The following is a 23,186-nucleotide window of genomic DNA, read 5'->3' as shown; positions in this document are numbered from 1 at the left end:
TCAGAAGGCGGTCACTCCACCCGCCCCCCCCAGGGACGGGCGCCTCAGTCCCGCCGGCGCTTGGAGCGCAAGGCATCCCTGACGATCAAGGCCCGTCCGCGCTCGTGGCGCCGGTTGTCGTGCTCCGCGGTCGCGGTGCGCTGACGGGCCTGGAAGGCCTGCTCGCGCCGCAGCCGCTCGTAGCTGGCGAGCCGCGCCTCGGGCAGGGCCCCCGACGACACGGCCGCGCGCACCGCGCACCCGGGTTCTCGCTGGTGCTGGCAGTCCGTGAAGCGGCAGCCGGCGGCCAGCTCGAGGATGTCGGTGAACGTCTGGCCGATGCCGTCATCCTCGCCCCACAGCCCCAGCTCGCGCATGCCGGGTCCGTCGATGAGCAGTCCGCCGCCCGGGAGCACGAACAGCTCGCGGTGCGTGGTGGTGTGACGGCCCTTGTCGTCCTCGGCGCGGACCGCCTGGGTGACCAGCCGCGCCTCGCCCAGGAGCCGGTTGACCAGCGTGGACTTGCCGACACCGGAGGAGCCGAGCAACGCCCCCGTCTTCCCGGCCTGAAGCTGCGCGCGAAGGGCCTCGATGCCCTCCCCCGTCCAGGAGCTCAGCGCGAACACGGGTACGCCTGGAGCCAGCTCCTCCACCTCGGCCACGAGTGAGTCCGCGTCCGGGCGCAGGTCCGCCTTGGTGAGCACCACCACGGGCGCGGCGCCGCTGGTCCACGCCAGCGCCAATGCCCGTTCGATGCGGCGGGGATTGAAGTTGCCGTCCAGTCCCGCGACGAGGAACACGACATCCAGGTTGGCGGCGATGAGCTGCCCGTCGCGCTCACTGCCCGCCTCGCGCCGGGCGAGCACACTGGCGCGAGGCAGCACCGCGTGGAGCAGCGCCTCGCCGTCCCCATCGGGGAGCTGGAGCGCCACCCAATCGCCGATGGTGGGCAGGGACTCGACGCCGGGGGCTTGATGGAGAAGCCGGCCCGCGGTGCGCGCCAACAGGGTGCGCGTGTCCGTCTGGACCGTGAGCAACCCTCGATGCTGGCGCACGACGCGGCCAGGGACGAGGGACAGCGGAGACTGCGAGACGAGCGTGGAGAATGCGTGTTCGAAGGCTGGACCCCAGCCGAGGGTTTCAAGCGACATGGTTGGAAGGACTCCGGACAGAGCGGTGCCAATGGCGCACCTGGTTCTTCAGGGCTCCCCGAGGAGCGCACGGCCGCGCTGTGACAGAGCTTCGCGGCCGGCTAGGCGGCCTGCGCCCTCGAGGCGAACAGGACTTCCACCGCGTCGAGCACAAGGGGCGAGTTCACGATGCCTCCAAAGGATTTCAAGGGGCGGTGCCCACCACCGCCCGGCACGGCATGTCTATCCCGGCGCGTGGCGGCGGGGAATGGCCACGTGTGCAGAACCGCCGCCAGCGCCCGGCCGTCCAGGTAGCGCAGCGCGCCGAGCACATGCCGCACCGGGCGAGCGCCCGCCTTGCTGGTGGGTTCCGGTGGAAACGGACATACCCCACTGTTAGGGGCAGATGTTCTCCAAGGAGCAGCCGTGTTCCGATTCGAAAACGACCGGGCGCTCATCGAATCCTTCCGCCCCAGAGACCGCCGCGTCATCGAGATGCCCCCGGGCATCACCTTCCCGCTCTTCGTGCGTGACTACCTCGCCTGGACGGAGACGTCCGGCGCGCGCGTGTACCTCATCTTCTCCGCGCCGGGCAGCCGCAAGCCCATTGGCATCATCTTCCGCCGGGACTCCCTGGGCGGCGAGCCCGTCACCCGCATGTGCGAGTGGTGCCACAGCTACGGCTCGGCTCACGAGGTGTGCCTGCTCACCACAGCGGTGGACAACAAGCGTCGCGTGGGGGTGAACCTCTGCGCCGACCTGCGGTGCAGGGAGAAAATGGAGGACGCGGCGGACCGCTCCGGTCGGCACCCGCTTGAATTTCTCGGAAAGCTCAATGAACGAATGTTTCGTTTCGCGCATGAGGCGTTGGGCATCGAGGCGCAGCCCGCCGCCTGATATCGCCGGGCAATCGAGCTTGACCGTGGCGGCATCCTTCGCTCTTTAGCGAAGTGATGCCCCCCCCTGTCCGCCTCCTCGTTCTCGCCTCGCTGCTGGCCGCGGGGCTCGCCGCCGCCGCTCCCGTCGTGCAAGTGCCGGAGGGTGGCCGCCCCGTGGAAGTGCTGGCCCAGGGTGTCGTCTGCGGGCCGGTCCGCAACGGCTGGAGCCTGGGCCCGGATGGTCGCTCCGTGCATCCGCCCGCCAGGCCGGACGACAACACGCGCACGCAGGACCTCAAGGTCGCCGACACCCCGGCGCAGTGCGCGACCAGTGAGCGAATTGTCACGGTGATTGCCACCGGGCCGTTGCCGCGCATCGACTTCTCAGGGACCTCCTTCTATCCGGACGAAGGCCGCCTGGAGCTGCGCGGCGTGGGGCTGTTGAACGTGGGCGTCGCGTGGTCGGGCAAGCCGCGCGGCGAGCCGGAGCGCCCCGCCATGGAGGGGCAGGACATCTGTCTGTCCCCCTCCAAGCCCCGGGGACTCGCGGACTGCGCGGTGCCCGTGCCGCAGGGCCTGCCCACGGACACATCGCTGTACTGGATTCCGCCGTACGGCCGCATCGGGCCAGACGTGAAGACCTACGACGCCCTCGGGAACCTGGTGGACCCCGAATCGCTCCGCATCCGCCCCGGCCGCACCATCCTCACCGAGCCCCTGGTGCTCTCCAACGGCATCGACGTGTCGAAGGGGCCGGGCAGCGTCCCCGTCAGCCACTCCGAGGCGATTGCCACCGCCGACTGCGGCATCGCCCGCTGCGAGCCAGACGAAGGCTTCATCTCCGTGCGCAACGTCCCGGGCGTGGATGCCACGGTGACGCTGCGCGCGCGGCTGGTGCCGCGTGTCTACTTCTCGCGCGGCGATGTGCTCGACCAGGTCATCACCACCACGCTGTCCGTGCTGGCGTGTCCCCTCACGGCAGTGGAGGGCTCGGTGCTGCGCGGCGCGGAGAACTCCGCGCTCGTGGTCCGGTTGGATCCAGTCTGCGCCCATGACCCGCGCACCCTGGTGTGGACCGTCAACGGCCTGCGAGTCCGCGTGGAGCGCGTGGTGAAGCTGGCGGAGGGCACCTATGTCCTGCTGCGCACGGGCGGCACGTCCGACCAGCAGGTGACCATCACCGCGCTGACGTCGCGGCAGGATGGAACGGTGGTGGCCTCGGAGACGGCGAAGACGCTGCCCCTGCCCGTGCCCCGGGCCAGCCTGGCGCTGCCCGGGCATGGCTCCATCGATTTCATCCCGACCAACCGGCCCGCCGTGGTGAGCATGGCGTCCAACGCGGGCCTGGGGCGCTTCGTGCTGGAGCCCTTGCCTGGCGCCTACAGCGTCACGACGCGGGAGTCCGTCACCCTTATCCAGGGCGAGGCGGCGCCGGGCGCCTTCGTGGCGCTGCGCTTCGGCTACCGGCTTCCCACGCTGCCCGCGGAGCTGGCCACCACCGACCTGGTGATGGTGGATGAGCGCTTCCAACGCGTGGTGCGCGAAGCCAGCGTGCCCGCTCGCATCGAGAACCTGGTGGAGTTCGTCTGCGCGGACAAGGACGGCAAGGACCAGCAACTGGAGCCCAGCCGCCCCCACCGGATTCCCTACGAGATGCGCAACACCTGTCGCGTCATCGTGCACCGTCAGCGATTGAAGCCGGAGGATGGGAACCAGGAGGTCCTGCTCCGCATCAGCGTCACGAAGCCGGATGGCTCGGTGCGCGGGGAGAGCGGCGTCGAGCAGCGGATGTTCCTGCGTCCGCAGGGAGAGCAGCGCGACATCCCCGTCCCGGGCAACCTGGGGCAGTACGACCGCATCACCGTCCAGGTCTCCCACGTGGCGGACGAGTCCCGCTATGCATTGAGCACGACGGACCGCACGGGCCTGCCTTCCGCGCAGTGGACGGCCATCGTCACCGGTGGCCTCTTCCGGCTCTACACGACGGCCGCCATTCCCGCGGGCCTCTACCGCGCCACCGAGCCCACCGGGCAGCTCGCCATCAACTTCGGTGTCGTGTCGCGACTGGCTTTGCTGAACAACGAAGGCCAGGAACGGCTGCTGGGAATCGAAGCGGGTTTGATGGGACTGGGGCTCGTGCCGCAGTCGGGTGACATCCAATTCCCGCCGACGCTCGCGGTCGTCTTGGGCCTGGGTCTGCGCGTTCCGATTGGACCGGGCGCTGCCGTGGGTGCGCAGGCGTGGCTGGCCTACGAGTTCCGCGGAGACATCCGGCGCCGTACGGGAGGAGACCCCTCGCTGGACCCGGTCGTTCCGTCGAGTAAATGGTCCTTCATCTTCGGGCCGAGCATCTCTGTCGGTAACGTCGGCTTCAATCTCTGAGCGCTGTTGAGTCGAACCGGTCCTCGCGAATGAACTCTTCCGCTGAGGACCGGCTCCCACTCGCCCATCCCACACACCCGAGCCGTCCGACTGAACGGGCTGCAATGCCCCGTTCTCCTACGCCACGCCCGACCATCCCGCCGACCTGCGATGCTTCTTCAGCGTCATCGCGTGCTGACGGTGTCAGTGCGACTGACCGGTGACCGGTGATGTTGTGCTGCCTGTGCCAGCGTGACTGACTGCTGACCGGTGATGCTCTGCTGCCTGTGTCAGCGCGACCGGCTGCTGAGAGGTGATGCCTGGGTCAGCCCGTTCGTGCGTTGACTGGTGTTGCGTGCTGCTTCGTCCTGTGTGCTGCCCTTACCGACGCGTCCTACCTGCTGCCTGTGCTGCGTACTGCCCGTACCGCCCCGTCCTACCCGCCGCCCGTGCTGCGTGTTGCCCGTACCGCCCCGTCCTGCCGTGCTGCCCCGTCCTACCCGCCGCCCGTGCTGCCCCGTCCTGCCCGCCGCCCGTACCGCCCCGTCCTACCCGCCGCCCGTACTGCCCCGTCCTACCCGCTGCCCGTACCGCCCCGTCCTACCCGCCGCCCGTACCGCCCCGTCCTGCCCGCCGCCCGTACCGCCCCGTCCTACCCGCCGCCCGTCCTACCCGCCGCCCTGACTGCCCCGTCACGCTGCTGCATCACCCCATAGCAGGGCGCGTGCCGCCGCCGTTCCAAGGCCCAAGGCCAGCATTTCCAAGCACTTGGAGACATCACCCCGGGCCAACGGGGCCAGAGCCCTCTCCGTCCCGGTAAGAAATCCGGTCCACCGCGGATGGAATACCGTCCCTCCGGTTCAGGGTTGCCCAGCGATGCCGCTCAAAACCAAACGTTGGTGTGTGCCTTCCGAGCCAGATGACGGCTTCCGCGTCCTCGTCTGCCGTTACCGGCCGCGAGGTCTGCCCAAGGCCAAGGAGACGTGGGACGCGTGGCTAAGCAACCTGGCGCCCAGCCCGGAGCTCTTCGACGCCTTCTATGGAAAGGGCCGCACGCCCATCACCCTGGATGCCTACCGCGAGCGGTACCTCCAGGAGATGGCGTCGCAGCAAGAAGCCATCACCGCGCTCGCCAATCGAGTGCGGCAGGGCGAAACGGTGACCCTCCTCTGTTCAAAGGACTGCATCCTCGAACAGGTCTGCCACCGAACGATTCTGGCCGGGCTCATCGAAGTGGAAGCAGCCCGGACGCACTAGAGCGGCTCTGTCCACGTCTGGCGCCGACCCGTCGCCGTCGCCTTCTCAATCGCGTCGAGCAGGCGATGCAGCTTCAGCGCCTCGCTGAAGTCGGGCGCCAGCCGAGTCCCTTCCACCACGTCACGCGCGAACGCCGCATACATCGGACTGGCTGCATGCAGCGGCACCGAGCGCAGGGTTTCCACATAGCCTTCATCCAACAGATCCCTGAGGTAGCGCACGCCCGGCGAGAGCCGGCGCTGGAGTCCAATGACGGTGCGGACCTTCGCCGCTTCCGCCAGCTTCGTGAGCGCGGCGGCCTGGGCCGTCGACGTCCCCAGCGGCCACTCGCAGAACACGTCCTTCTGCGCGGCGATGGCCGCGCGCACCAGCGCGTCGTGCTCGGGCGCCTTCACGGAGACGACCACCAGGTCCACCTCCGGATGGGTCACCAGGGCCTTGGGCCGGTTGAACGCATGGGGAACACCGTGGCGGCGGGCCACCTCGTCCGCGTGCTCCTGATTCGTCGCGCAGACCGCCGTCACCACGTACTGCGGCAACATCTTGAGCGCGGGCAGGTGTCCGAACAGCGCCCAACCGCCAGTCGAGCTCGCCCCGATGATGCCCACCCGTATCTTCTGCTTGCGCGCTCCCAGCCCGTGCTCCGCGACCGGCGGCAGCATAGGCGCGGGACCTCGCCTCCAACAGGCATCCGGGAACGGCGGAAGCCGCGGCCGGGGCGGCGGTGAACCTGCACCGTCACGCTCCAGACCGCGGCCGCCCGCGTGCGGCGTGGACTACTTGCTCATTTTCTCGATGGAGGACGCCATGTTCTCGGTCGTCTTCTCCACGTTGAACTTGGTCCGGACCTGGTCCCCCTCCTTGATTTCACGCCGGAGGTGGCTGTGGATGTCCCGGTGCTTCTCGATGGTCTTCCCATCGATTTGCGTGGAGTGGTTCACGCCGACTGGCACAACCGCTCCGTTCTCGTCCTTGATGTAGAGCTTGTCCTTCCGCATGGCCACCACGGAGCCGCTCAGCTCCTGCTGGCCCTGCATCTGGCTGCCGCCCATGCCGCCGGACATCTCCGAGCCGCTGCTGGGTGGATGCTGCATCGATGGGTCCTGCGGCATTGATGGCTCCCGTGGCGTCGAGGGTTCCGGCGGCATCGCCGGATCCTGCGAGCCCTGCGCCAGAGCCGCGCCCCCCCACGCCAGACCCGCGATCATCCCAATCACCTTGAGCTTCATGACCGACCCCTTTCGTCCAGGAAGGCGCGCCTCGCCTCCGAAGCCAACCGTGACCACGCCCCGCGGCGTTGCCAGCCGGTGCCACGGTGCGACCCACCCCCTGGAACGCGCCCCCAAGGTCGTCCGTCCCTCCTCGCGGGACGATGACCGCCGTGCCCCGTTGAAACGCAGCGGCCCCGGACGCCTGCTCAGTCCGCCCGGAGCGCCACCGCGGGGGAGACTCGCGCGGCCCGGCGCGCGGGCAGCAGCACCGCCAGGACGGCCACCGCCAACAGCACCGCCGCCACGGCCACGTACGTCAGTGAGTCCGTGGGCTGAACGCTGCTCAGCAGGTGCGTGATGCCGCGGCTGGTGGCCACCGCCAGCCCCAGTCCGATGACGAGCCCACAGGCCGTCAACCCCAGGTAGCGACCGAGCACCAGGCCCAGTACCTGCGCCTGACGCGCGCCCAGCGCCATGCGGATGCCCAGCTCGCGGGTGCGCTGCAGCACCGCATAGGCCACGACGCCATAGAGCCCCACCGCCGACAGCACCATCGCCACCGCCGCGAAGGCCCCCGCCAGCAGCAAGTAGAAGCGCAGCGGCGCTACCGTGCGGTCAACCACCGAGGCCAGCGTGCGGACACTGCCTGGCGCCAGGTTCGCATCCAACGCACGAATCTCAGCGCGAGCCGCGGGGGCTTGGTCGAGCGGCGCCCCCTTTGTCCGCAGCAGCAGCACCATGCTCGTGGTCCGCGCCTGCACGTAAGGCACGTACACCTCCGGCAGGGACGGCGCGCCAAGCCCTTCCAGCGCCATGTCGTCCACCACGCCCACCACGCGTCCGCCCATGGCACCGCTGCCCCAGTCCATGTCGGTGTCCAGCGTGCGCCCCATCGGCTCTTCGCCAGGCCAGAAGCGGCGCGCCGCCGCTGCGTTGACCAGCACGGCGCGCCCACCCGCGCCCTGGTCCGCCGCCGAGATTCCGCGGCCCTGCAACACCTTCACGCGCAAGGCCTCCAGCGCCCCGGGCGTCACGATGCGCACGCTGGCCTGCCAGGGTTCCGTCCCCTCCGGAACAGGCCGCAGCGGGTCCTTCACGGGAACAGTCCACCGGGCCCCATCCAATGGAAGCCCATTCACGGCGCCGACCTGCTCCACGCCGGGCAGCGCCCGCAGCCGCTCAAGCAACGTGTCGTAGAAGGCGGCGGGCGCGGCGGTGCCAAAGCCATAGTGCAGCGGCGGCAGGTCCACCTTCACCGTCAGCACACCCCCGGGGTCGAAGCCGGGTTCGGCCCGTTGCAGGTGCACGAAGCTGCGCAGCAACAACCCCGCGCACACCAGCAGCAACACCGCCAGCGCCGTCTCCGCCACGACAAGCACGGAGCGCGTGCGGTGTCCCTGGGCGCTCCCACCTCCGCCGCCGACCACTCGCTTCAATCCACGCACCAAATCCAGCCGCCCTGCCTGGAGCGCGGGCACCAGCCCGAACAGCAGTGTGGTCAGCACGGCCAGTCCCGCGGTGAAGGTCAGCACCGGACCATCCAGCGACACCTCTTCGATGCGGGGAATGTCCCGAGGCCCCCACGTGGCCAGCGCATCCAGCGCCCACATCGCCACCAGCAGCCCCACGGCCGCGCCCAGACCCGCGAGCACGCCGCATTCCACCAACAGCTCGCGGGCGATGCGGCCACGGCTCGCGCCCAGGGCGATGCGCACGGAGACTTCCCCCTCACGCGAGGCCGCGCGCGCCAGGAGCAGGTGCGTGAGGTTCGCGCACGCGATGAGCAGCACCACCCCCACCGCGCCCAGCATCAACAGGAGCGACGGACGGACGTTGCCCACCAGCACGTCGCGCAGCGGCTCCACGCGCGCGTCCTTGCCTTCGTTCGTCTGGGGGTACTGCTCCGCCAGACGGTGGGCGATGGCGGAGAACTCGGTGCGCGCGGACGCCAGCGCCACGTCCGGGCCCAGCCGGCCGTACACCTCCAGCCAGTGCGCCCCGCGCCCCTCGGGTTTCGTCATGCCCTCTTCCCAGAGCAGCGGGCTCCACAGCTCAGAGCGTGCGGGGAAGTCGAAGCCCGGCGCCATCACCCCCACCACCATCCACGGCTCCGGAGCGCCCAGGTCCACCGAGCGCCCCAGCACGGCGGCGCTCCCGCCAAAGCGCCGCTGCCACAGCGCATGGGAAATCACCGCCACCTTCGGAGCGCCGGGCCGGACGTCATCGGGATGAAGCGCGCGCCCCAACTGCACGCGAGCGCCCAGCATCGAGAAGAAGTCGCCCGTCACCATCCCCGCCTGCACCTTCTCCGGCGAGGTGTCCGCGCTGTCCGCCGCCAGCGTCATCGCCACGGGCGCCACCGCGGACAGGCCCTTCAGCGTGCGGCTCTGCTCCCGCAGGTCCATGAAGTCCAGCACGGAGGTGGGCCCCGGCCCCTGCATCCGCTGGCTGTACACGCGCACCAGACTCGCGTCGTCGTGCATGGGCAGCGGCCGCAGCAGCACGGCATTCACCACGCTGAAGATGGAGACGTTGGCGCCAATCCCAAGCGCGAGCGTGGCCACCGCGACCAGCGTGAAGGTGGGACTGCCACGAAGCCGGCGCAGCGCGAAGCGAAGGTCCTGGCCAAGGGTCATCGTCATGTCCAGGACGCCCGAGCATGCCGCGTGCCATCCCCGGCGTACAGGCCATCTGGACGAAGCGAGAAGCCCGGTTGCGCGGGAGTGGGAATCAGAGTCCCGCATCCGGACATCCCGGCCGCTTCCGCGTGTCATTTCTCCCACCCCGTCCAGTGCCCGCGGTTATCCCTCCGCCATTCCCGACCGAAGGAGCCGCGATGAGCCCGCAGCGACCGAACGAAGCCCTCCAGAAGCTGGGCATCCACCACCCCATCATCCAGGGCCCCTTCGGAGGCGGGCTCTCCACCGAACGCCTCGCGGCGGCGGTATCCAACCTGGGAGGACTGGGCTCCTATGGGGCCTATCAGCTCCCCCCGGAGGAGCTTGGCCGCGTTGCGGACCGGATTCGGGCGCTGACGGACAAGCCCTTCGCGCTCAACCTCTGGGTCTCCGACCATGACGCGGGCGGGGACGCGCTCAGCCTGGAGGCGTTCGACCGAGTGTACCGCCTCTTCGAGCCGTACTACCGCGAACTCGGCGTGGAGAAGCCGGCCATGCCCGAGCGCTTCCACTATCGCTTCGAGGACCAGGTGGAGGCGCTGCTCGAAGCTCGGCCGCCGGTCTTCAGCTTCGTATTCGGCGTGCCCTCCGCTTCAATCCTGGCGGAGTGCCGGCGCAGGGGCATCCTCACCTCCGGCGCGGCCACCACGCTGGCCGAAGCCGAGGCCCTGGACGCGGCCGGTGTCGACCTCATCGTGGCCGCGGGCTTCGAGGCGGGCGGACACCGTCCTTCCTTCCTCGCGCGCGCCGAGGACTCGCTGATGGGAACGCTGGCCCTCACGCCGCTCGTCGCCGACCGGGTGAAGGCGCCCGTCATCGCGGCAGGTGGCATCGCGGATGGCCGGGGCATCCGCGCCGCGCTCACGCTGGGGGCCCAGGCCGCGCAACTGGGAACGGCGTTCCTCGCCTGCGAGGAATCAGGGGCGACGGATGCCCACCGCGACCTGCTCTTCAGCGACCGCGCGAAGCACACCACCTTGACGCGGGCCTTCACGGGCCGGCTGGCGCGAGGCATGCGCAATCGGTGGACAGAGGAGATGACCTCTCAGCAGGCAGCGCTTGCGCCCTTTCCCATCCAGAGCTGGTTTCTGTCGAAGCTCAAGCCCGCGGCGGTCAAGGCGGGCCGCACGGACCTCGTGTCGCTCTGGGCAGGCCAGGCCACGCCCAACCTGCGGCACCGGACCGTGCCGACGCTGATGGAATCCCTTGTCAAGGAACTGGTGGCCTCGTGAAGCGGAGTGCCCGCCAGCCGGACAGAGACCATCCAGTTGCATAAGCGCGCCCATCTCCGTCACACCCTGAGCCCCCGTCGCTTCGTGAGCATCAAGGGCCGGCCCTGCCGCATCGCGTCGAGGGCCCCGCACGGCGGGCACGCCCGGCCGGCCGGCCCCCAGGTTGACCGGCGCCACCGCGGCCCATGCCCGCACGGGGATGGCCAACGTGAGGGGATGTCCCTTGCCGGGGACTTCAAGGAGCCTCGCCCATGGCCCAAACGGACATGCCGGTCCGCCTCGACGTCTGGAGCGATTACGTCTGCCCCTTCTGCTACCTCGAGCTCCCCATCCTCAAGCAGTTGCATGCCAGGCTGGGCACGGAGCTCGACATCCACTGGCGCGCGTTCGAGCTGCGTCCGACGCCCGCGCGGCCGCTTGCCCCGGTGAGCGAGCTACCGCGGTCGGCCTGGGCCCGCGCCGTCTACCCGATGGCCGAGCAGCGGGGCTTGACGATGAAGCCCCCGCCGGTGCAGCCGAGGAGCCGGCTGGCGCTCGAAGCCGCCGAGTTCGCGAAGGACGCCGGGGCTTTCTCTCCGTTCCATGAGGCCCTCTTCCGCGCCTTCTTCGAGGACGGCCGGGACATTGGAGACCTGCGCGTGCTGGCGGACCTGGCGGAGGACGTGGGCCTGGATCGCGAGTCCATGACACGCGCGCTGGAGGCGAACCGGTACACCGCGCGCGTGCTCGCCGACGAAGAAGAGGCCCAACGCCTGGGCATCCGCGGCGTCCCGGCCATGCGGCTCGCGGGCAAGGGGCCCGTGCTGCTGCTGAACGGCGCCCAGCCAGAAGAAGCCGTTCGCGCCGCCTTCGCGCGCGTCCGGCCGGGCCCCTCCCTGAGTGCCGTGCATTGAGCGCGCGGCCACCGCCGTCCTGGCGGGAGCACTTCGCGCCGAATAGGGTGCCGGCATGGAGCACCGCCCGACCCTTGTCTTCGCAGATGGCGCCTGTTCAGGAAACCCTGGCCCGGGTGGCTGGGGGAGCATCATCATCACGCCCGACGGGCTGGTGACGGAGCTGGGCGGCCATGAGCCGGAGACCACCAACAACCGGATGGAGCTGACGGCCGTGGGCAAGGCCCTGCGCCACCTGGAGCGCGCGCCGGGCCCCATCCACATCCACACGGACTCCACGTATGTGATTCAGGGCGCCACCAAGTGGGCGTTCGGCTGGAGCCGGCGCGGGTGGAAGACGGCCGAGGGCGGCGAGGTCGCCAACACCCTCTATTGGAAGCGGCTGATGGCGTTGCTGGCGCAGCGCAAGGAGAACCACGCCGCCGAGGCCGCCGCCGTGGCGTGGTTCTACATCCGGGGCCACGTGGGCGTTCCCGGCAACGAGCGCGTGGACGCCATCGCCGTCGCCTATTCGAAGGGGCGCGACGCGCGGCTCTACACCGGTCCGCTCCAGGACTACGGCGTGGCGGTGCATGACCTGCCGGAGGACATGTCCCTGCCACCAGAGAAGCCCAAGGAGCAGCGCGAGGCCTCCGCCAAGGCGTACTCCTACCTGAGCCAGGTGGGCGGCTCCGTGAAGCGCCACGCCACCTGGGCCGCGTGCGAGCGCCGGGTGAAAGGAGTGTCCGGCGCCCGCTTCAAGAAGACAAAGAACGCAGTGGATGAAGCCCAAGTGCTGGAGGACTGGGGCTTCAAGGGGCAGGACGTCCCGTCGGAAGACTGAGGCAGCCCCTCCAAGCCCATTGCCCCGCCGGTCCATTGCGCCTATGGGTCGGTGCCACTCCCATCCCGCGAGGACGCAGCATGGCTCAAGAGCCTCTCCATATCGCCTCGGAGTTCCCGGCCCCGTCGGTGGAAGACTGGCGCCGGCTCGTGGACAGAGATTTGAAGGGCAAGCCCTTCACCGCGCTCCAATCGCAGCTGGAAGGCGGCCTGTCGCTCCAGCCGCTGTACACGCAGCAGGACGCCGCCGTCGCGCCGCCCGAGCCGCCCGGCGTGGCCCCCTACGTGCGCGGCACCCAGGCCCTGGGCCTCACCGAGGGTGGATGGGTGGTGTGCCAGGAGTACAGCGAGCCGGACGTGACGCAGGCCGCCGAGGCCATCCGCACGGACCTGGACCGGGGCGGCTGGGGCGTGTGGCTCCACCTGGGCGACACGCACGGCGTTCGCGTACCGGATGCCGAGGCGCTGCGGCGGCTGCTCGCCCATGCGCCGCTGGACACGACGCCCGTCCACCTGGAGCCCGAGTCCGACCCGCTCGCCTCCGCCCACCACCTGCTCCACGTCGCGGAGCAGACGGGGGTGTCCCGCGCCGCGCTGAAGGGCAGCCTCGGCGTGGATCCGCTCGGCATCCTGGCTCGCACCGGCTCGCTGCCCGCGGGACTGGACGCGACGCTGGCCCAGGCCGCGCCCCTGGTCACCTCGCTGCGTGAAGCCGCGCCCGGCCTCCGGGTGTTGCTCGTGTCCACGCGCGCCTACGCGGACGCGGGCGCCACGTCGGTGCACGAGCTGGCCTGGGCCATCGCCACGGGCGTGGCGTACCTGCGTGGCTTGGAGCGCGCGGGCGTCTCCCCCGACGTCGCGGCGCGCTCCATCCAGTTCGCGGTGTCCGTGGGTGGACAGTTCTTCCCGGAGATTGCCCGGCTGCGCGCGGCGAGGCTCTTGTGGTCCAAGGCCGTGGCGGCGTGTGGCGGCTCGCCGGAGGCCCAGGCCATGGTGCTGCACGCGCGCACCGCGAGCACCACGAAGACGCAGCGGGACCCGTGGGTGAACATCCTCCGCGCCACCGCGGAGTCCTTCGCGGCCGTCGTCGGCGGCGCGGACAGCGTCAGCACCTCGCCCTTCGACGAAGCCCTGGGCACGCCCGACGCGTCCGCTCGCCGGCTGGCGCGCAACACGCAGCTCATCCTGCGCGACGAGTCGAGCCTCAACCGCGTCGCCGACCCCGCGGGCGGCAGCTACTACCTGGAGCAGCTCACGCAGGACATCGCTCGCGCGGCATGGACCGAGCTGCGGCGCATCGAGGCGCTGGGCGGCATGGAGCAGGCGCTCACGAGCGGCGACGTGGCCCGCGTGCTCGCGGAGACGCGCACGGCGCGCGACAAGGCCGTGCGCACCCGCCGCCTGCCCATTGTCGGCGTGAGTGAGTTCCCCCACCTGGGTGAAACGCCCGTCCAGCGGCAGTCCCGCGCCACGGCGTCCGCGGCGCCCGATACGTCGGGGCCCCTTCCACTGCGCCCGGTGCGCGTGGCCGAGTCCTTCGAGACGCTGCGCGACGCGAGCGACCGCTACCTCGCCGCGCACGGTGCGCGCCCGAAGGCCTTCCTGGCCAGCCTGGGCACGGTCGCCGAGCACACCACCCGCTCCACGTGGACGGCCAACGTCCTGGCCGCGGGCGGTCTCGAGCCGGCGGACGCGCACGGCTTCGCGGACGTCGCCGACGCGGCGGCCCGCTTCGCGGCGTCGGGCGCGACGCTGGCCGTCATCTCCGGGCCGGACGCGCTGTATCCGGAATGGGTGCCCGCGCTGACGGCGGCGCTGAAGGCGAAGGGCGCGCGCGCGGTGGCGGTGGCGGGCCGTCCCGGTGACCACGAGGCCGCCTTCCGCGCGGCCGGCGTGGACGTCTTCTTCTACGCGGGAGCGGATTTGTTCTCGCTCCTGTCCTCACTGCACCAGCAGCTCGGAGTGGCCTGATGCGCCCCCACGTACCGGACTTCTCGGGCATCGACTTCGACGCCCCCGAAACGCACTCCGCCGCGCCCGCGCGCGACCAGCAACTGCGTCAGGCCGGCGAGGCCACGCGCAACGCCGAGCGCTGGGACACGCCCGAGGGCATCCCCGTCAAGCCGGTGTACACGCGCGAGGACATGGAGGGCGTGGAGCATTTGGGCTCGCTGCCGGGCCTGCCGCCCTTCGTGCGCGGCCCCTACTCCACCATGTACGTGCAGCAGCCGTGGACGGTGCGGCAGTACGCCGGCTTCTCCACGGCCGAGGCCTCCAACGCCTTCTACCGCCGCAACCTCGCGGCGGGGCAGAAGGGCCTGTCCATCGCCTTCGACCTCGCGACGCACCGGGGCTACGACAGCGACCATCCCCGCGTGGCGGGTGACGTTGGCATGGCGGGCGTGGCCATCGACTCCATCAAGGACATGCGCATCCTGTTCGACCGGATTCCGCTCGACCAGATGAGCGTGTCCATGACGATGAACGGGGCCGTGCTCCCGGTGCTGGCGCTCTACGTGGTCGCCGCCGAGGAGCAGGGCGTGCGCCCCGAGCAGCTCAGCGGGACCATCCAGAACGACATCCTCAAGGAGTTCATGGTCCGCAACACGTACATCTACCCGCCCGGTCCCTCGATGCGCATCATCGGCGACATCTTCCGCTTCACGGCGGAGAAGATGCCGCGCTTCAACAGCATCAGCATCAGCGGCTACCACATGCAGGAAGCCGGGGCGACGCAGGACCTGGAGCTGGGCTACACGCTGGCGGATGGCGTGGAGTACGTGCGCGCCGGGCTCGCGGCGGGACTGGGTGTGGACGCCTTCGCGCCGCGCCTGTCCTTCTTCTGGGCCATTGGCATGAACTTCTTCATGGAAGTGGCCAAGATGCGCGCCGCCCGCCTGCTCTGGGCGAAGCTCATCAAGGGCTTCTCCCCGAAGACGGACAAGAGCCTGGCGCTGCGCACCCACAGCCAGACGTCCGGCTGGAGCCTCACCGCACAGGACGTCTTCAACAACGTCGTGCGCACCTGCGTGGAGGCCATGGCCGCCACCCAGGGTCACACGCAGAGCCTGCACACCAACTCGCTGGACGAAGCCATCGCGCTGCCCACGGACTTCAGCGCGCGCATCGCCCGCAACACCCAGCTCTACCTCCAGTTGGAGAGCGGCACCACGCGCGTCATCGACCCGTGGGGTGGCAGCTACTACGTGGAGCGCCTCACGCACGAGCTGGCGCGCAAGGCGTGGGCCCACATCCAGGAGGTCGAAGCGCTGGGCGGCATGACGAAGGCCATCGAGGCCGGCCTGCCCAAGCTGCGCATCGAGGAGGCGGCGGCGCGCACCCAGGCGCGCATCGACTCCGGCCGCCAGGCCATCATCGGCGTGAACAAGTACCCGCCCGAGCGCGAGGACTCCATCGAGATTCTCAAGGTGGACAACTCGGCGGTGCGCGAGGCGCAGATTGCACGCCTGCGCGAGCTGCGCGCGGAGCGCAACGCGGAGGACGTCCGCCGCAAGCTGGACGCACTCACCGAGGCGGGCCGGCGCGGCGAGGGCAACCTGCTGGCGCTGGCCATCGACGCGGCTCGCGCCAAGGCGACGGTGGGCGAAATCAGCGACGCGCTCGAGAAGGTGTTCGGGCGCTACGAGGCCACGGTGCGCAGCGTGACGGGTGTGTATTCCAGCGAAGCGGGCAAGGACGCCACGGGCATCATCGACGCGCGCGCGAAGGCGGACGCGTTCCTCGCGCGCTTCGGCCGCCGGCCGCGCATCCTCATCGCGAAGATGGGGCAGGACGGGCATGACCGCGGCCAGAAGGTCATCGCCACCGCGTTCGCCGACCTGGGCTTCGACGTGGACATCGGCCCCCTGTTCCAGACGCCCGAGGAGTCCGCGCGGCAGGCCGTGGAGAACGACGTGCACGTCGTGGGTGCCAGCTCGCTCGCCGCCGGCCACCTGACGCTGGTGCCGCAGCTCAAGCAGGCCCTCAAGGCGCTGGGCCGCGAGGACATCATGGTCGTCGTGGGCGGCGTCATCCCCGCGCAGGACTACGACGCGCTTCGCGCCGCGGGCGCCGCGGCCATCTTCGGCCCCGGCACGGTCATCTCCAAGGCGGCCATCGAGCTGCTCGACAAGCTGGCTGCTTCATTGGAGGAAGAGGCGTGAAGCTGCTGTCCGCGGACGCGTATGTGGACGGCGTGCGCGCGGGCGACCGCGCCATACTCGCGCGCACCATCACCCTGGTGGAGAGCGAGCTGCCGCGCCACGCGGTGCTCGCCCAGGAAGTCCTCACGCGGCTGCTCCCCGCCACGGGTGGCAGCCGGCGCGTGGGCATCAGCGGCGTGCCGGGCGTGGGCAAGAGCACCTTCATCGACGCGCTGGGCATGCACCTGGTGAACGCCGGCAAGCGCGTGGCGGTGCTGGCCATCGACCCGTCCAGCACCGTGTCCGGCGGCAGCATCCTGGGTGACAAGACGCGCATGGCGCGGCTGTCGCGCGAGGAAGCCGCATACATCCGCCCCAGCCCGTCCAGCGGCACCCTGGGCGGCGTGGCGCGCAAGACGCGCGAGACGCTGCTCCTGTGCGAAGCGGCGGGCTTCGACGTGGTGCTGGTGGAGACGGTGGGCGTGGGCCAGTCGGAGACGGTGGTGGCCGACCTGGTGGACTTCTACCTGGTGCTCATGCTGGCGGGCGCCGGGGACGAACTGCAGGGCATCAAGCGCGGCATCCTCGAGGTGGCGGACATGCTCGCCATCAACAAGGCGGACGGCGACAACAAGCCGCGCGCCGAAAGGGCCCGCTCCGAGCTACGCGCCGCGTTGCACCTGATGCGGCCAGGCGCCGAGCCGGAAATCACCACCTGCAGTGCCCTGGAGGGCAGCGGCATCGAGAAGCTGTGGACGTCCGTCGACACGCAGCTCGGGCGGAGCGCGGCCTCCGGCGCGATGGAGCGCCGCCGCAAGGCGCAGCAGGTGCAGTGGATGTGGACCATGGTGCAGGACGGCCTCCGGGCGGCCCTGCGTGCGCACCCCGAGGTGTCCGCACTGGTGCCCACGCTGGAGGCGGACGTGCGCGAAGGGCGTACGACACCGACGTCGGCCGCACTGCGGGTGCTGGGCGCGTTCCTCCCTGAAACGAGGGCCTGACAGCCCGCGTCGAGGAGCGGTCAGTCACGCTCCAATCCCTTGCCTCGACGCAAACGGCGCTCTTACTGTACGCGCCGTGCGAAACGTCCAGCAGACACCCGTTCCCCAGCCCTACAAGCCTCGTTTCCACGTCCGCATCGTGACGGCCGCCTCCCTGTTCGACGGGCATGACGCCGCCATCAACGTGATGCGCCGCCTCATGCAGGCCTCGGGCGCGGAAATCATCCACCTGGGGCACAACCGCTCGGTGGCTGAGATTGTCGACTGCGCCATCCAGGAGGACGTGCAGGGCATCGCAATCACCTCCTACCAGGGCGGTCACGTCGAGTTCTTCAAGTACATGATTGACCTGCTGCGCGAGCGGAAGGCCAACATCAAGGTCTTTGGCGGCGGCGGCGGCACCATCCTCCCGTCGGAGATTGAAGAGCTCCACCGTTACGGCGTCACGCGCATCTACTCGCCGGACGACGGCCGGGCCATGGGCCTGCAGGGGATGATTGACGACCTCATCTCCCAGTGTGACTTCGAGAAGCGGCCGGCGGACTTCGCGCCCCTGCTCGATGCGCCCTCGATGCGTGAGCCGTCCCGGATTGCCCCGCTCATCACCATCGCGGAGAACTTCGCGTCCCAGGGAGAGCCCCTGCGCGAGGCCATGTCGCATATCCAGGCCAAGGGGCCGCGCGTGCCCATCCTGGGCATCACCGGCACCGGCGGCGCGGGCAAGTCCAGCCTCGTGGATGAGCTGGTGCGCCGCTTCCTGGCGGACTTCCCCGACAAGACGCTCGCCGTGCTCTCCGTGGACCCGTCCAAGCGCAAGTCCGGCGGCGCGCTCCTGGGCGACCGCATCCGGATGAACTCCATCGACAACCCGCGCGTGTACATGCGCTCGATGGCCACCCGCCAGAGCAACCTCGCCCTGTCCAAGCACGTGGGCGACTCCATCGAAATCTGCAAGGCCGCCGGCTTCGACCTCATCGTGGTGGAGACCTCCGGCATCGGCCAGTCCGACACCGAAATCACCGAGCACTCCGACGTGGCGCTCTACGTGATGACGGCGGAGTACGGCGCGGCGACGCAGCTCGAGAAGATCGACATGCTCGACTTCGCGGACGTCATCGCCATCAACAAGTTCGACAAGCGCGGCTCGCTGGACGCGCTGCGCGACGTGCGCAAGCAGTGGAAGCGCAACCACAACGCCTTCACCACCGCCGATGACGCGGTGCCCGTGTACGGCACCATCGCCTCGCAGTTCAACGACCCGGGGATGAACCAGCTCTACCGGGCGCTCATGGACACCATCTCCGCGAAGACGGGCGCGCCGCTCAAGTCCGGCTTCGAGCTCACGCCGGGGATGAGCGAGAAGAAGTGGATCATCCCGCCCGAGCGCACGCGCTACCTGGCGGAAATCGTCGAGGCCTGTGAGTCCTATGACGGCTTCGTGAAGGCCCAGGCCGCCATTGCCCGGCGCATGTACCAGCTCCACGGCACCATCGAGGCGCTGCGCACCAACGTGGGCAAGAAGCGCCTGGAAATCGTCGAGCCCAAGGGCCCTTCGGACACGGTGCAGGTCACCGAGCACGTCGAGGGCGAGCCCGCCTACCTGAGCGAGCTGGTGGAGCTGTACAAGGATTTGGAGTCGCGGCTCCACGCCGACTGCCGGCGGCTGCTGGCCGAGTGGCCCGCGACGAAGCGCCGGTACGCCGCGTCCAAGTACCAGTTCCAGGTCCGCGACAAGGTCATCGAGCTGGACCTGTACGCGGAGACGCTCTCCCACCTGCGCATCCCCAAGATTGCCCTCCCCCGTTATGAAGACTGGGGCGACATCCTCACCTGGCTGCTGCGGGAGAATGCCCCGGGAGCGTTCCCCTTCACCGCGGGCGTCTTCCCGCTCAAGCGCGAGGGCGAGGACCCCGCGCGCATGTTCGCCGGCGAGGGCGGCCCGGAGCGCACCAACAAGCGCTTCCACTACGTGTCGCGGGGCCTGCCCGCCAAGCGCCTGTCCACGGCCTTCGACTCGGTGACGCTGTACGGCGAGGACCCGGACCACCGGCCGGACATCTACGGCAAGGTGGGCAACTCGGGCGTGTCCATCGCCAACGTGGACGACGCGAAGAAGCTCTACTCCGGCTTCGACCTGGCGGACCCGTCCACGTCCGTGTCCATGACCATCAACGGCCCCGCGCCGATGCTGCTCGGGTTCTTCCTCAACGCCGCGGTGGACCAGCAGTGCGAGAAGTGGATTCGCGAGAACGGCAAGGTCGACGAGGTCGAGAAGAAGATTGATGCCCTCTACCGCGAGCGCGGCCTGCCGCGGCCCCGCTACCAGGGTGACTTGCCGCAGGGCAACGACGGGCTGGGCCTGCTGCTGCTCGGCGTGTCCGGCGACGAGGTGCTCCCGCGCGACGTCTACGAGCGCATCCGCGCGAAGACGCTCCAGTCGGTGCGCGGCACCGTGCAGGCGGACATCCTGAAGGAGGACCAGGCGCAGAACACCTGCATCTTCTCCACCGAGTTCGCCCTGCGGGTGATGGGCGACATCCAGCAGTACTTCATCGACCAGAAGGTCCGGAACTTCTACTCGGTGTCGATTTCCGGCTACCACATCGCGGAAGCCGGGGCGAACCCCATCTCCCAGCTGGCCTTCACGCTGGCCAACGGCTTCACCTTCGTCGAGTACTACCTGTCGCGGGGCATGGACATCGACGACTTCGCGCCCAACCTCTCGTTCTTCTTCTCGAACGGAATGGACCCGGAGTACGCCGTGCTGGGCCGCGTGGCGCGCCGCATCTGGGCCAAGGCCATCCGGGACAAGTACGGCGGCAATGACCGCTCGCAGAAGCTGAAGTACCACATCCAGACGTCTGGCCGGAGCCTGCACGCGCAGGAGATTGCCTTCAACGACATCCGGACCACGCTGCAGGCGTTGCTCGCGCTCAACGACAACTGCAATTCGTTGCACACCAACGCCTACGACGAGGCCATCACCACGCCCACCGAGGAGAGCGTGCGCCGCGCGCTCGCCATCCAGCTGGTCATCAACAAGGAGTTCGGCCTCTCCAAGAACGAAAACCCCAGCCAGGGTGCGTTCATCATCGAGGAGCTGACCGACTTGGTGGAGGCGGCGGTGCTGGCGGAGTTCCGCGCCATCTCCGAGCGCGGTGGCGTGCTGGGCGCCATGGAGCGCATGTACCAGCGCTCCAAGATTCAGGAAGAGTCCCTCTACTACGAGACGCTGAAGCACGACGGGACGCTGCCCATCATCGGGGTGAATACGTTCCTGGACCCCAAGGGCTCTCCGACGGTGACGCCGCCCGAGGTCATCCGCGCGACGACGGAGGAGAAGAACTACGCCATCACCTCGCGCGATGCCTTCTGGAAGCGGAACGAGGCGACGGCGCCCAAGGCCCTGGAGGCCGTGCGCCGCGCGGCGCTGGACAACGGCAACATCTTCGCCGCGCTGATGGACGCCTGTAAGGTCTGCACGCTCGGCCAGCTCTCTCGCGCGCTGTACGAGGTGGGCGGGCAGTACCGGCGCAACATGTAGCCCTGATGCCGCGTCCCCGTCCGGGCGGAGGCGGCGATGAGACTCACAGGCCGAGGCGCTTGCCGCGCCTCGGCCTTTTTCGTGTCACGACGACTCAGCCCACTTCCACTTTGCAGGTCGCGCTGCACCCGTCGCGGCTGGCGGTGTTGCCGTCGTCGCACTCCTCACCCTCAGACTGCTGGACGACGGAGTCGCCGCAGCGGGGCGCCAACTGGCATGCGGCGGTGCACCCGCCGTAGGCCCCGGTGTTCAGCCCGTCATCACACGCCTCGCCCTCGTCGATGACCGCGTTACCGCAGAACGGGACGCACTCCGTGCGGCGCGTGCTGAAGCTGTTGAGCGTGAGCCGATAGGACGACCCGCTCGTGTGGCGCTCGGCCTGGAAGAGGGCGACCTCATAGATTCGGCCAGGCGCCAGTCCCAGCTCCGCGGCCCGAGCGGAGAGCGTGACGGCCCCCGCCTCGGCGCCATGGACACCGCCCAGGTCCAATGCCAGGCGGCCGTTGATGAACACCCACACGTCATCGTCGCCGCGGAACGACAGCACTTCCGTGCCCTTGTATTCGAACCAGGCGCGCGTCTCGCTGGTGAAGTGGAAGTTGCGCGGTGCCGAATCGAAATCGGGGCGCGTCGGCTCGAATCCCGCCGCCACCCAGCCCAGCCCATCCAGCGGGAAGAAGGTCTGGTCGTCGAACTGGTAGGCGCCATTACCCGTATGCGCCAGGGTCATCGAAGAGACCACGGCGCGGTTCACACCAGGGACGTCGCGGTACCACTGGTCGAACGCAGTCCGGCCGTGGGTCGTCGTGGAGGGCTGCCCCTCCTTCGCGTAGACGGGCTTTCCATCCACGCCGAGCGTGCTCTGGACGATGCCCCGCTCCACGCCATTCTTGTTCTGGAAGTCGACGTGCCCACGCGTCAGCCCCTGCCCGGCCGGCAGGTCGTACCCTCGGAAGTCCCGGTAGACGATGGGGAGGGAAACCTCCTGGGGCGGCTCCTCCTCGATGCTCACGCAGGCGAAGCCCGGCTCGAGTTTGCACTCCGGCGAACAGCCATCATTCGCACGAAGGTTTCCGTCATCGCACTCCTCCGTGTTGCCCGACAGGATCACTCCATCGCCACAAACGTCCTCGCAGACACCGCCGCTGCAACGCGGCTCGCGACGGCAGTCGGGGAGACAGCGGTCACCAAAGTCGTGGTTGCCGTCGTCGCACTGCTCGGTGCCCTGGACCTGACCGTCACCACAGACGGTACGTGAGCAAGGCGTGCCCACCGTGGGGCAGTGCCAGCCATCTTCCAGCCGGCACATGGAGTCGCAGCCATCGCCATTGATGACGTTTCCGTCCTCGCACTCCTCGGCGCCAGCGAGGATGCCATCACCACACATGGCCGCGGAACAGCGCCCACCCGCGACCGGACAGACCCACCCGGGTTCAATGTCGCGGCACGTGGCCGAGCAGCCATCGCCGGCCGCGGCATTGCCGTCGTCACACAGCTCCGACGCCTGCACCACGCCGTCACCACAGACGTGCGAGCCCGCATCGGGCTCCGTTCCTGCATCGGACTCCATCCCTGCATCGGACTCCGTCCCTGCATCGGACTCCGTCCCTGCATCGGACTCCGTCCCTGCATCGGACTCCATCCCTGCATCGGACTCCGTCCCTGCATCGGGCTCCGTCCCTGCATCGGGCTCTGTCCCTGCATCACCCTCCGTCCCGGAATCGGGCTCGGCACCCGCGTCGGGCTCGGAGCCAGCATCGACGTCAGCGCCTCCATCCTCCGGCTGTTCGCCAGCATCGGAGGGGATGGATGCATCCGGCGTCACACCGCCATCTGGCTCCGGAGACGTGTCTCCACCACACGCCGAAAGGACCAGCGCCAAGACCGCAAGCATTCGCTTTGCGGCCGACAATCGGCTCTCGCTGTTCACCATGAAACCGATGGTGAAAGCAGCCCGCACGGACTGTCAATAGCAGCCGCTGGCGGTCAGCGACCACACGCCGGGCGAGGCGGTTGCACGCCCGACGTCTCGCGAGGGAACAGCACCCCAGTTCCCGC

At 69.6% G+C, this 23,186-nt stretch carries 16 protein-coding genes; 10 read left to right on the top strand and 6 right to left on the bottom strand.

From position 1 onward, the window contains the following. Window positions 1–44 precede the first annotated feature (44 nt). Both rsgA and OZ403_RS11650 read right to left on the bottom strand, forming a co-directional pair. Window positions 45–1,130 (bottom strand): ribosome small subunit-dependent GTPase A, encoded by a 1,086-nt coding sequence (gene rsgA, locus OZ403_RS11655; RefSeq protein WP_140789514.1) that lies wholly within the window; start codon window positions 1,128–1,130, stop codon window positions 45–47. Window positions 1,131–1,231: 101 nt separating this feature from the next. Beyond that, complete coding sequence (locus OZ403_RS11650; protein ID WP_020477591.1) at window positions 1,232–1,450, bottom strand: hypothetical protein; 219 nt, start codon at window positions 1,448–1,450, stop codon at window positions 1,232–1,234. Between the two features lie 85 nt (window positions 1,451–1,535). Here OZ403_RS11650 and OZ403_RS11645 point away from each other — a divergent pair, with 85 nt between their 5' ends. The 3 genes from OZ403_RS11645 (at window position 1,536) to OZ403_RS11635 (ending at window position 5,605) form a co-directional block, all read left to right on the top strand. Then, the gene (locus OZ403_RS11645) at window positions 1,536–2,006 is read left to right on the top strand and encodes an FBP domain-containing protein (protein ID WP_140789510.1); all 471 of its coding nucleotides are present in this window, start codon (window positions 1,536–1,538) and stop codon (window positions 2,004–2,006) included. Window positions 2,007–2,062: 56 nt separating this feature from the next. Next, window positions 2,063–4,369, top strand: a complete 2,307-nt coding sequence (locus OZ403_RS11640; RefSeq protein WP_140789508.1) for a hypothetical protein — start codon at window positions 2,063–2,065, stop codon at window positions 4,367–4,369. A gap of 882 nt (window positions 4,370–5,251) precedes the next feature. Then, window positions 5,252–5,605, top strand: coding sequence for a DUF488 domain-containing protein (locus OZ403_RS11635; protein WP_268784232.1), 354 nt, complete (start codon window positions 5,252–5,254; stop codon window positions 5,603–5,605). Here OZ403_RS11635 and OZ403_RS11630 read toward each other — a convergent pair. From OZ403_RS11630 to OZ403_RS11620, 3 genes are all read right to left on the bottom strand, one after another. Further along, window positions 5,602–6,267: a Gfo/Idh/MocA family protein gene (locus OZ403_RS11630; RefSeq protein WP_140797838.1), complete on the bottom strand. Its 666-nt coding sequence runs from the start codon at window positions 6,265–6,267 to the stop codon at window positions 5,602–5,604. The two genes, OZ403_RS11635 and OZ403_RS11630, sit on opposite strands and share 4 nt — an antisense overlap. 114 nt (window positions 6,268–6,381) lie before the next feature. Continuing rightward, window positions 6,382–6,834: a hypothetical protein gene (locus OZ403_RS11625; RefSeq protein WP_140797837.1), complete on the bottom strand. Its 453-nt coding sequence runs from the start codon at window positions 6,832–6,834 to the stop codon at window positions 6,382–6,384. Window positions 6,835–7,022: 188 nt separating this feature from the next. After that, entirely contained in the window at window positions 7,023–9,458 is a 2,436-nt protein-coding gene (locus OZ403_RS11620; protein ID WP_268784231.1) for an ABC transporter permease, read from the bottom strand. A 194-nt stretch (window positions 9,459–9,652) separates the two neighbouring features. Between OZ403_RS11620 and OZ403_RS11615 the strand changes: the two genes are divergently transcribed. The 7 genes from OZ403_RS11615 (at window position 9,653) to OZ403_RS11585 (ending at window position 21,128) form a co-directional block, all read left to right on the top strand. Further along, complete coding sequence (locus OZ403_RS11615) at window positions 9,653–10,726, top strand: NAD(P)H-dependent flavin oxidoreductase (protein ID WP_268784230.1); 1,074 nt, start codon at window positions 9,653–9,655, stop codon at window positions 10,724–10,726. A 251-nt stretch (window positions 10,727–10,977) separates the two neighbouring features. Further along, on the top strand, window positions 10,978–11,619 hold the full coding sequence (locus OZ403_RS11610; RefSeq protein WP_268784229.1) for a DsbA family oxidoreductase: 642 nt from the start codon (window positions 10,978–10,980) through the stop codon (window positions 11,617–11,619). A gap of 55 nt (window positions 11,620–11,674) precedes the next feature. Next, window positions 11,675–12,442 carry an RNase H family protein gene (locus OZ403_RS11605; protein WP_268784228.1) on the top strand — a complete coding sequence of 256 codons (768 nt, stop codon included), beginning with the start codon at window positions 11,675–11,677 and terminating at the stop codon, window positions 12,440–12,442. An 80-nt stretch (window positions 12,443–12,522) separates the two neighbouring features. Further along, the gene (locus tag OZ403_RS11600) at window positions 12,523–14,412 is read left to right on the top strand and encodes a methylmalonyl-CoA mutase subunit beta (RefSeq protein WP_268784227.1); all 1,890 of its coding nucleotides are present in this window, start codon (window positions 12,523–12,525) and stop codon (window positions 14,410–14,412) included. After that, window positions 14,412–16,604, top strand: coding sequence for a methylmalonyl-CoA mutase (gene scpA / locus OZ403_RS11595; RefSeq protein WP_140789492.1), 2,193 nt, complete (start codon window positions 14,412–14,414; stop codon window positions 16,602–16,604). The genes OZ403_RS11600 and scpA overlap by 1 nt, the downstream gene beginning before the upstream one ends. Next, a complete protein-coding gene (meaB, locus tag OZ403_RS11590; protein ID WP_268784226.1) occupies window positions 16,601–17,584 on the top strand; it encodes a methylmalonyl Co-A mutase-associated GTPase MeaB in 984 nt (327 codons plus the stop codon). Before scpA ends, meaB begins: the two co-directional genes overlap by 4 nt. Window positions 17,585–17,660: 76 nt before the next feature. Further along, on the top strand, window positions 17,661–21,128 hold the full coding sequence (locus OZ403_RS11585) for a methylmalonyl-CoA mutase family protein (RefSeq protein WP_268784225.1): 3,468 nt from the start codon (window positions 17,661–17,663) through the stop codon (window positions 21,126–21,128). Between the two features lie 94 nt (window positions 21,129–21,222). Here OZ403_RS11585 and OZ403_RS11580 read toward each other — a convergent pair whose 3' ends face one another. Further along, window positions 21,223–23,022, bottom strand: a complete 1,800-nt coding sequence (locus tag OZ403_RS11580; protein WP_268784224.1) for a DUF4215 domain-containing protein — start codon at window positions 23,020–23,022, stop codon at window positions 21,223–21,225. Between the last annotated feature and the right edge of the window lie 164 nt (window positions 23,023–23,186).

The organism is Myxococcus sp. NMCA1, from assembly GCF_026810205.1.
Lineage (GTDB): Bacteria > Myxococcota > Myxococcia > Myxococcales > Myxococcaceae > Myxococcus > Myxococcus xanthus_A.
Note: the sequence above shows the minus strand (reverse complement) of the source record. Positions and strands in the feature narration are given on the sequence as shown.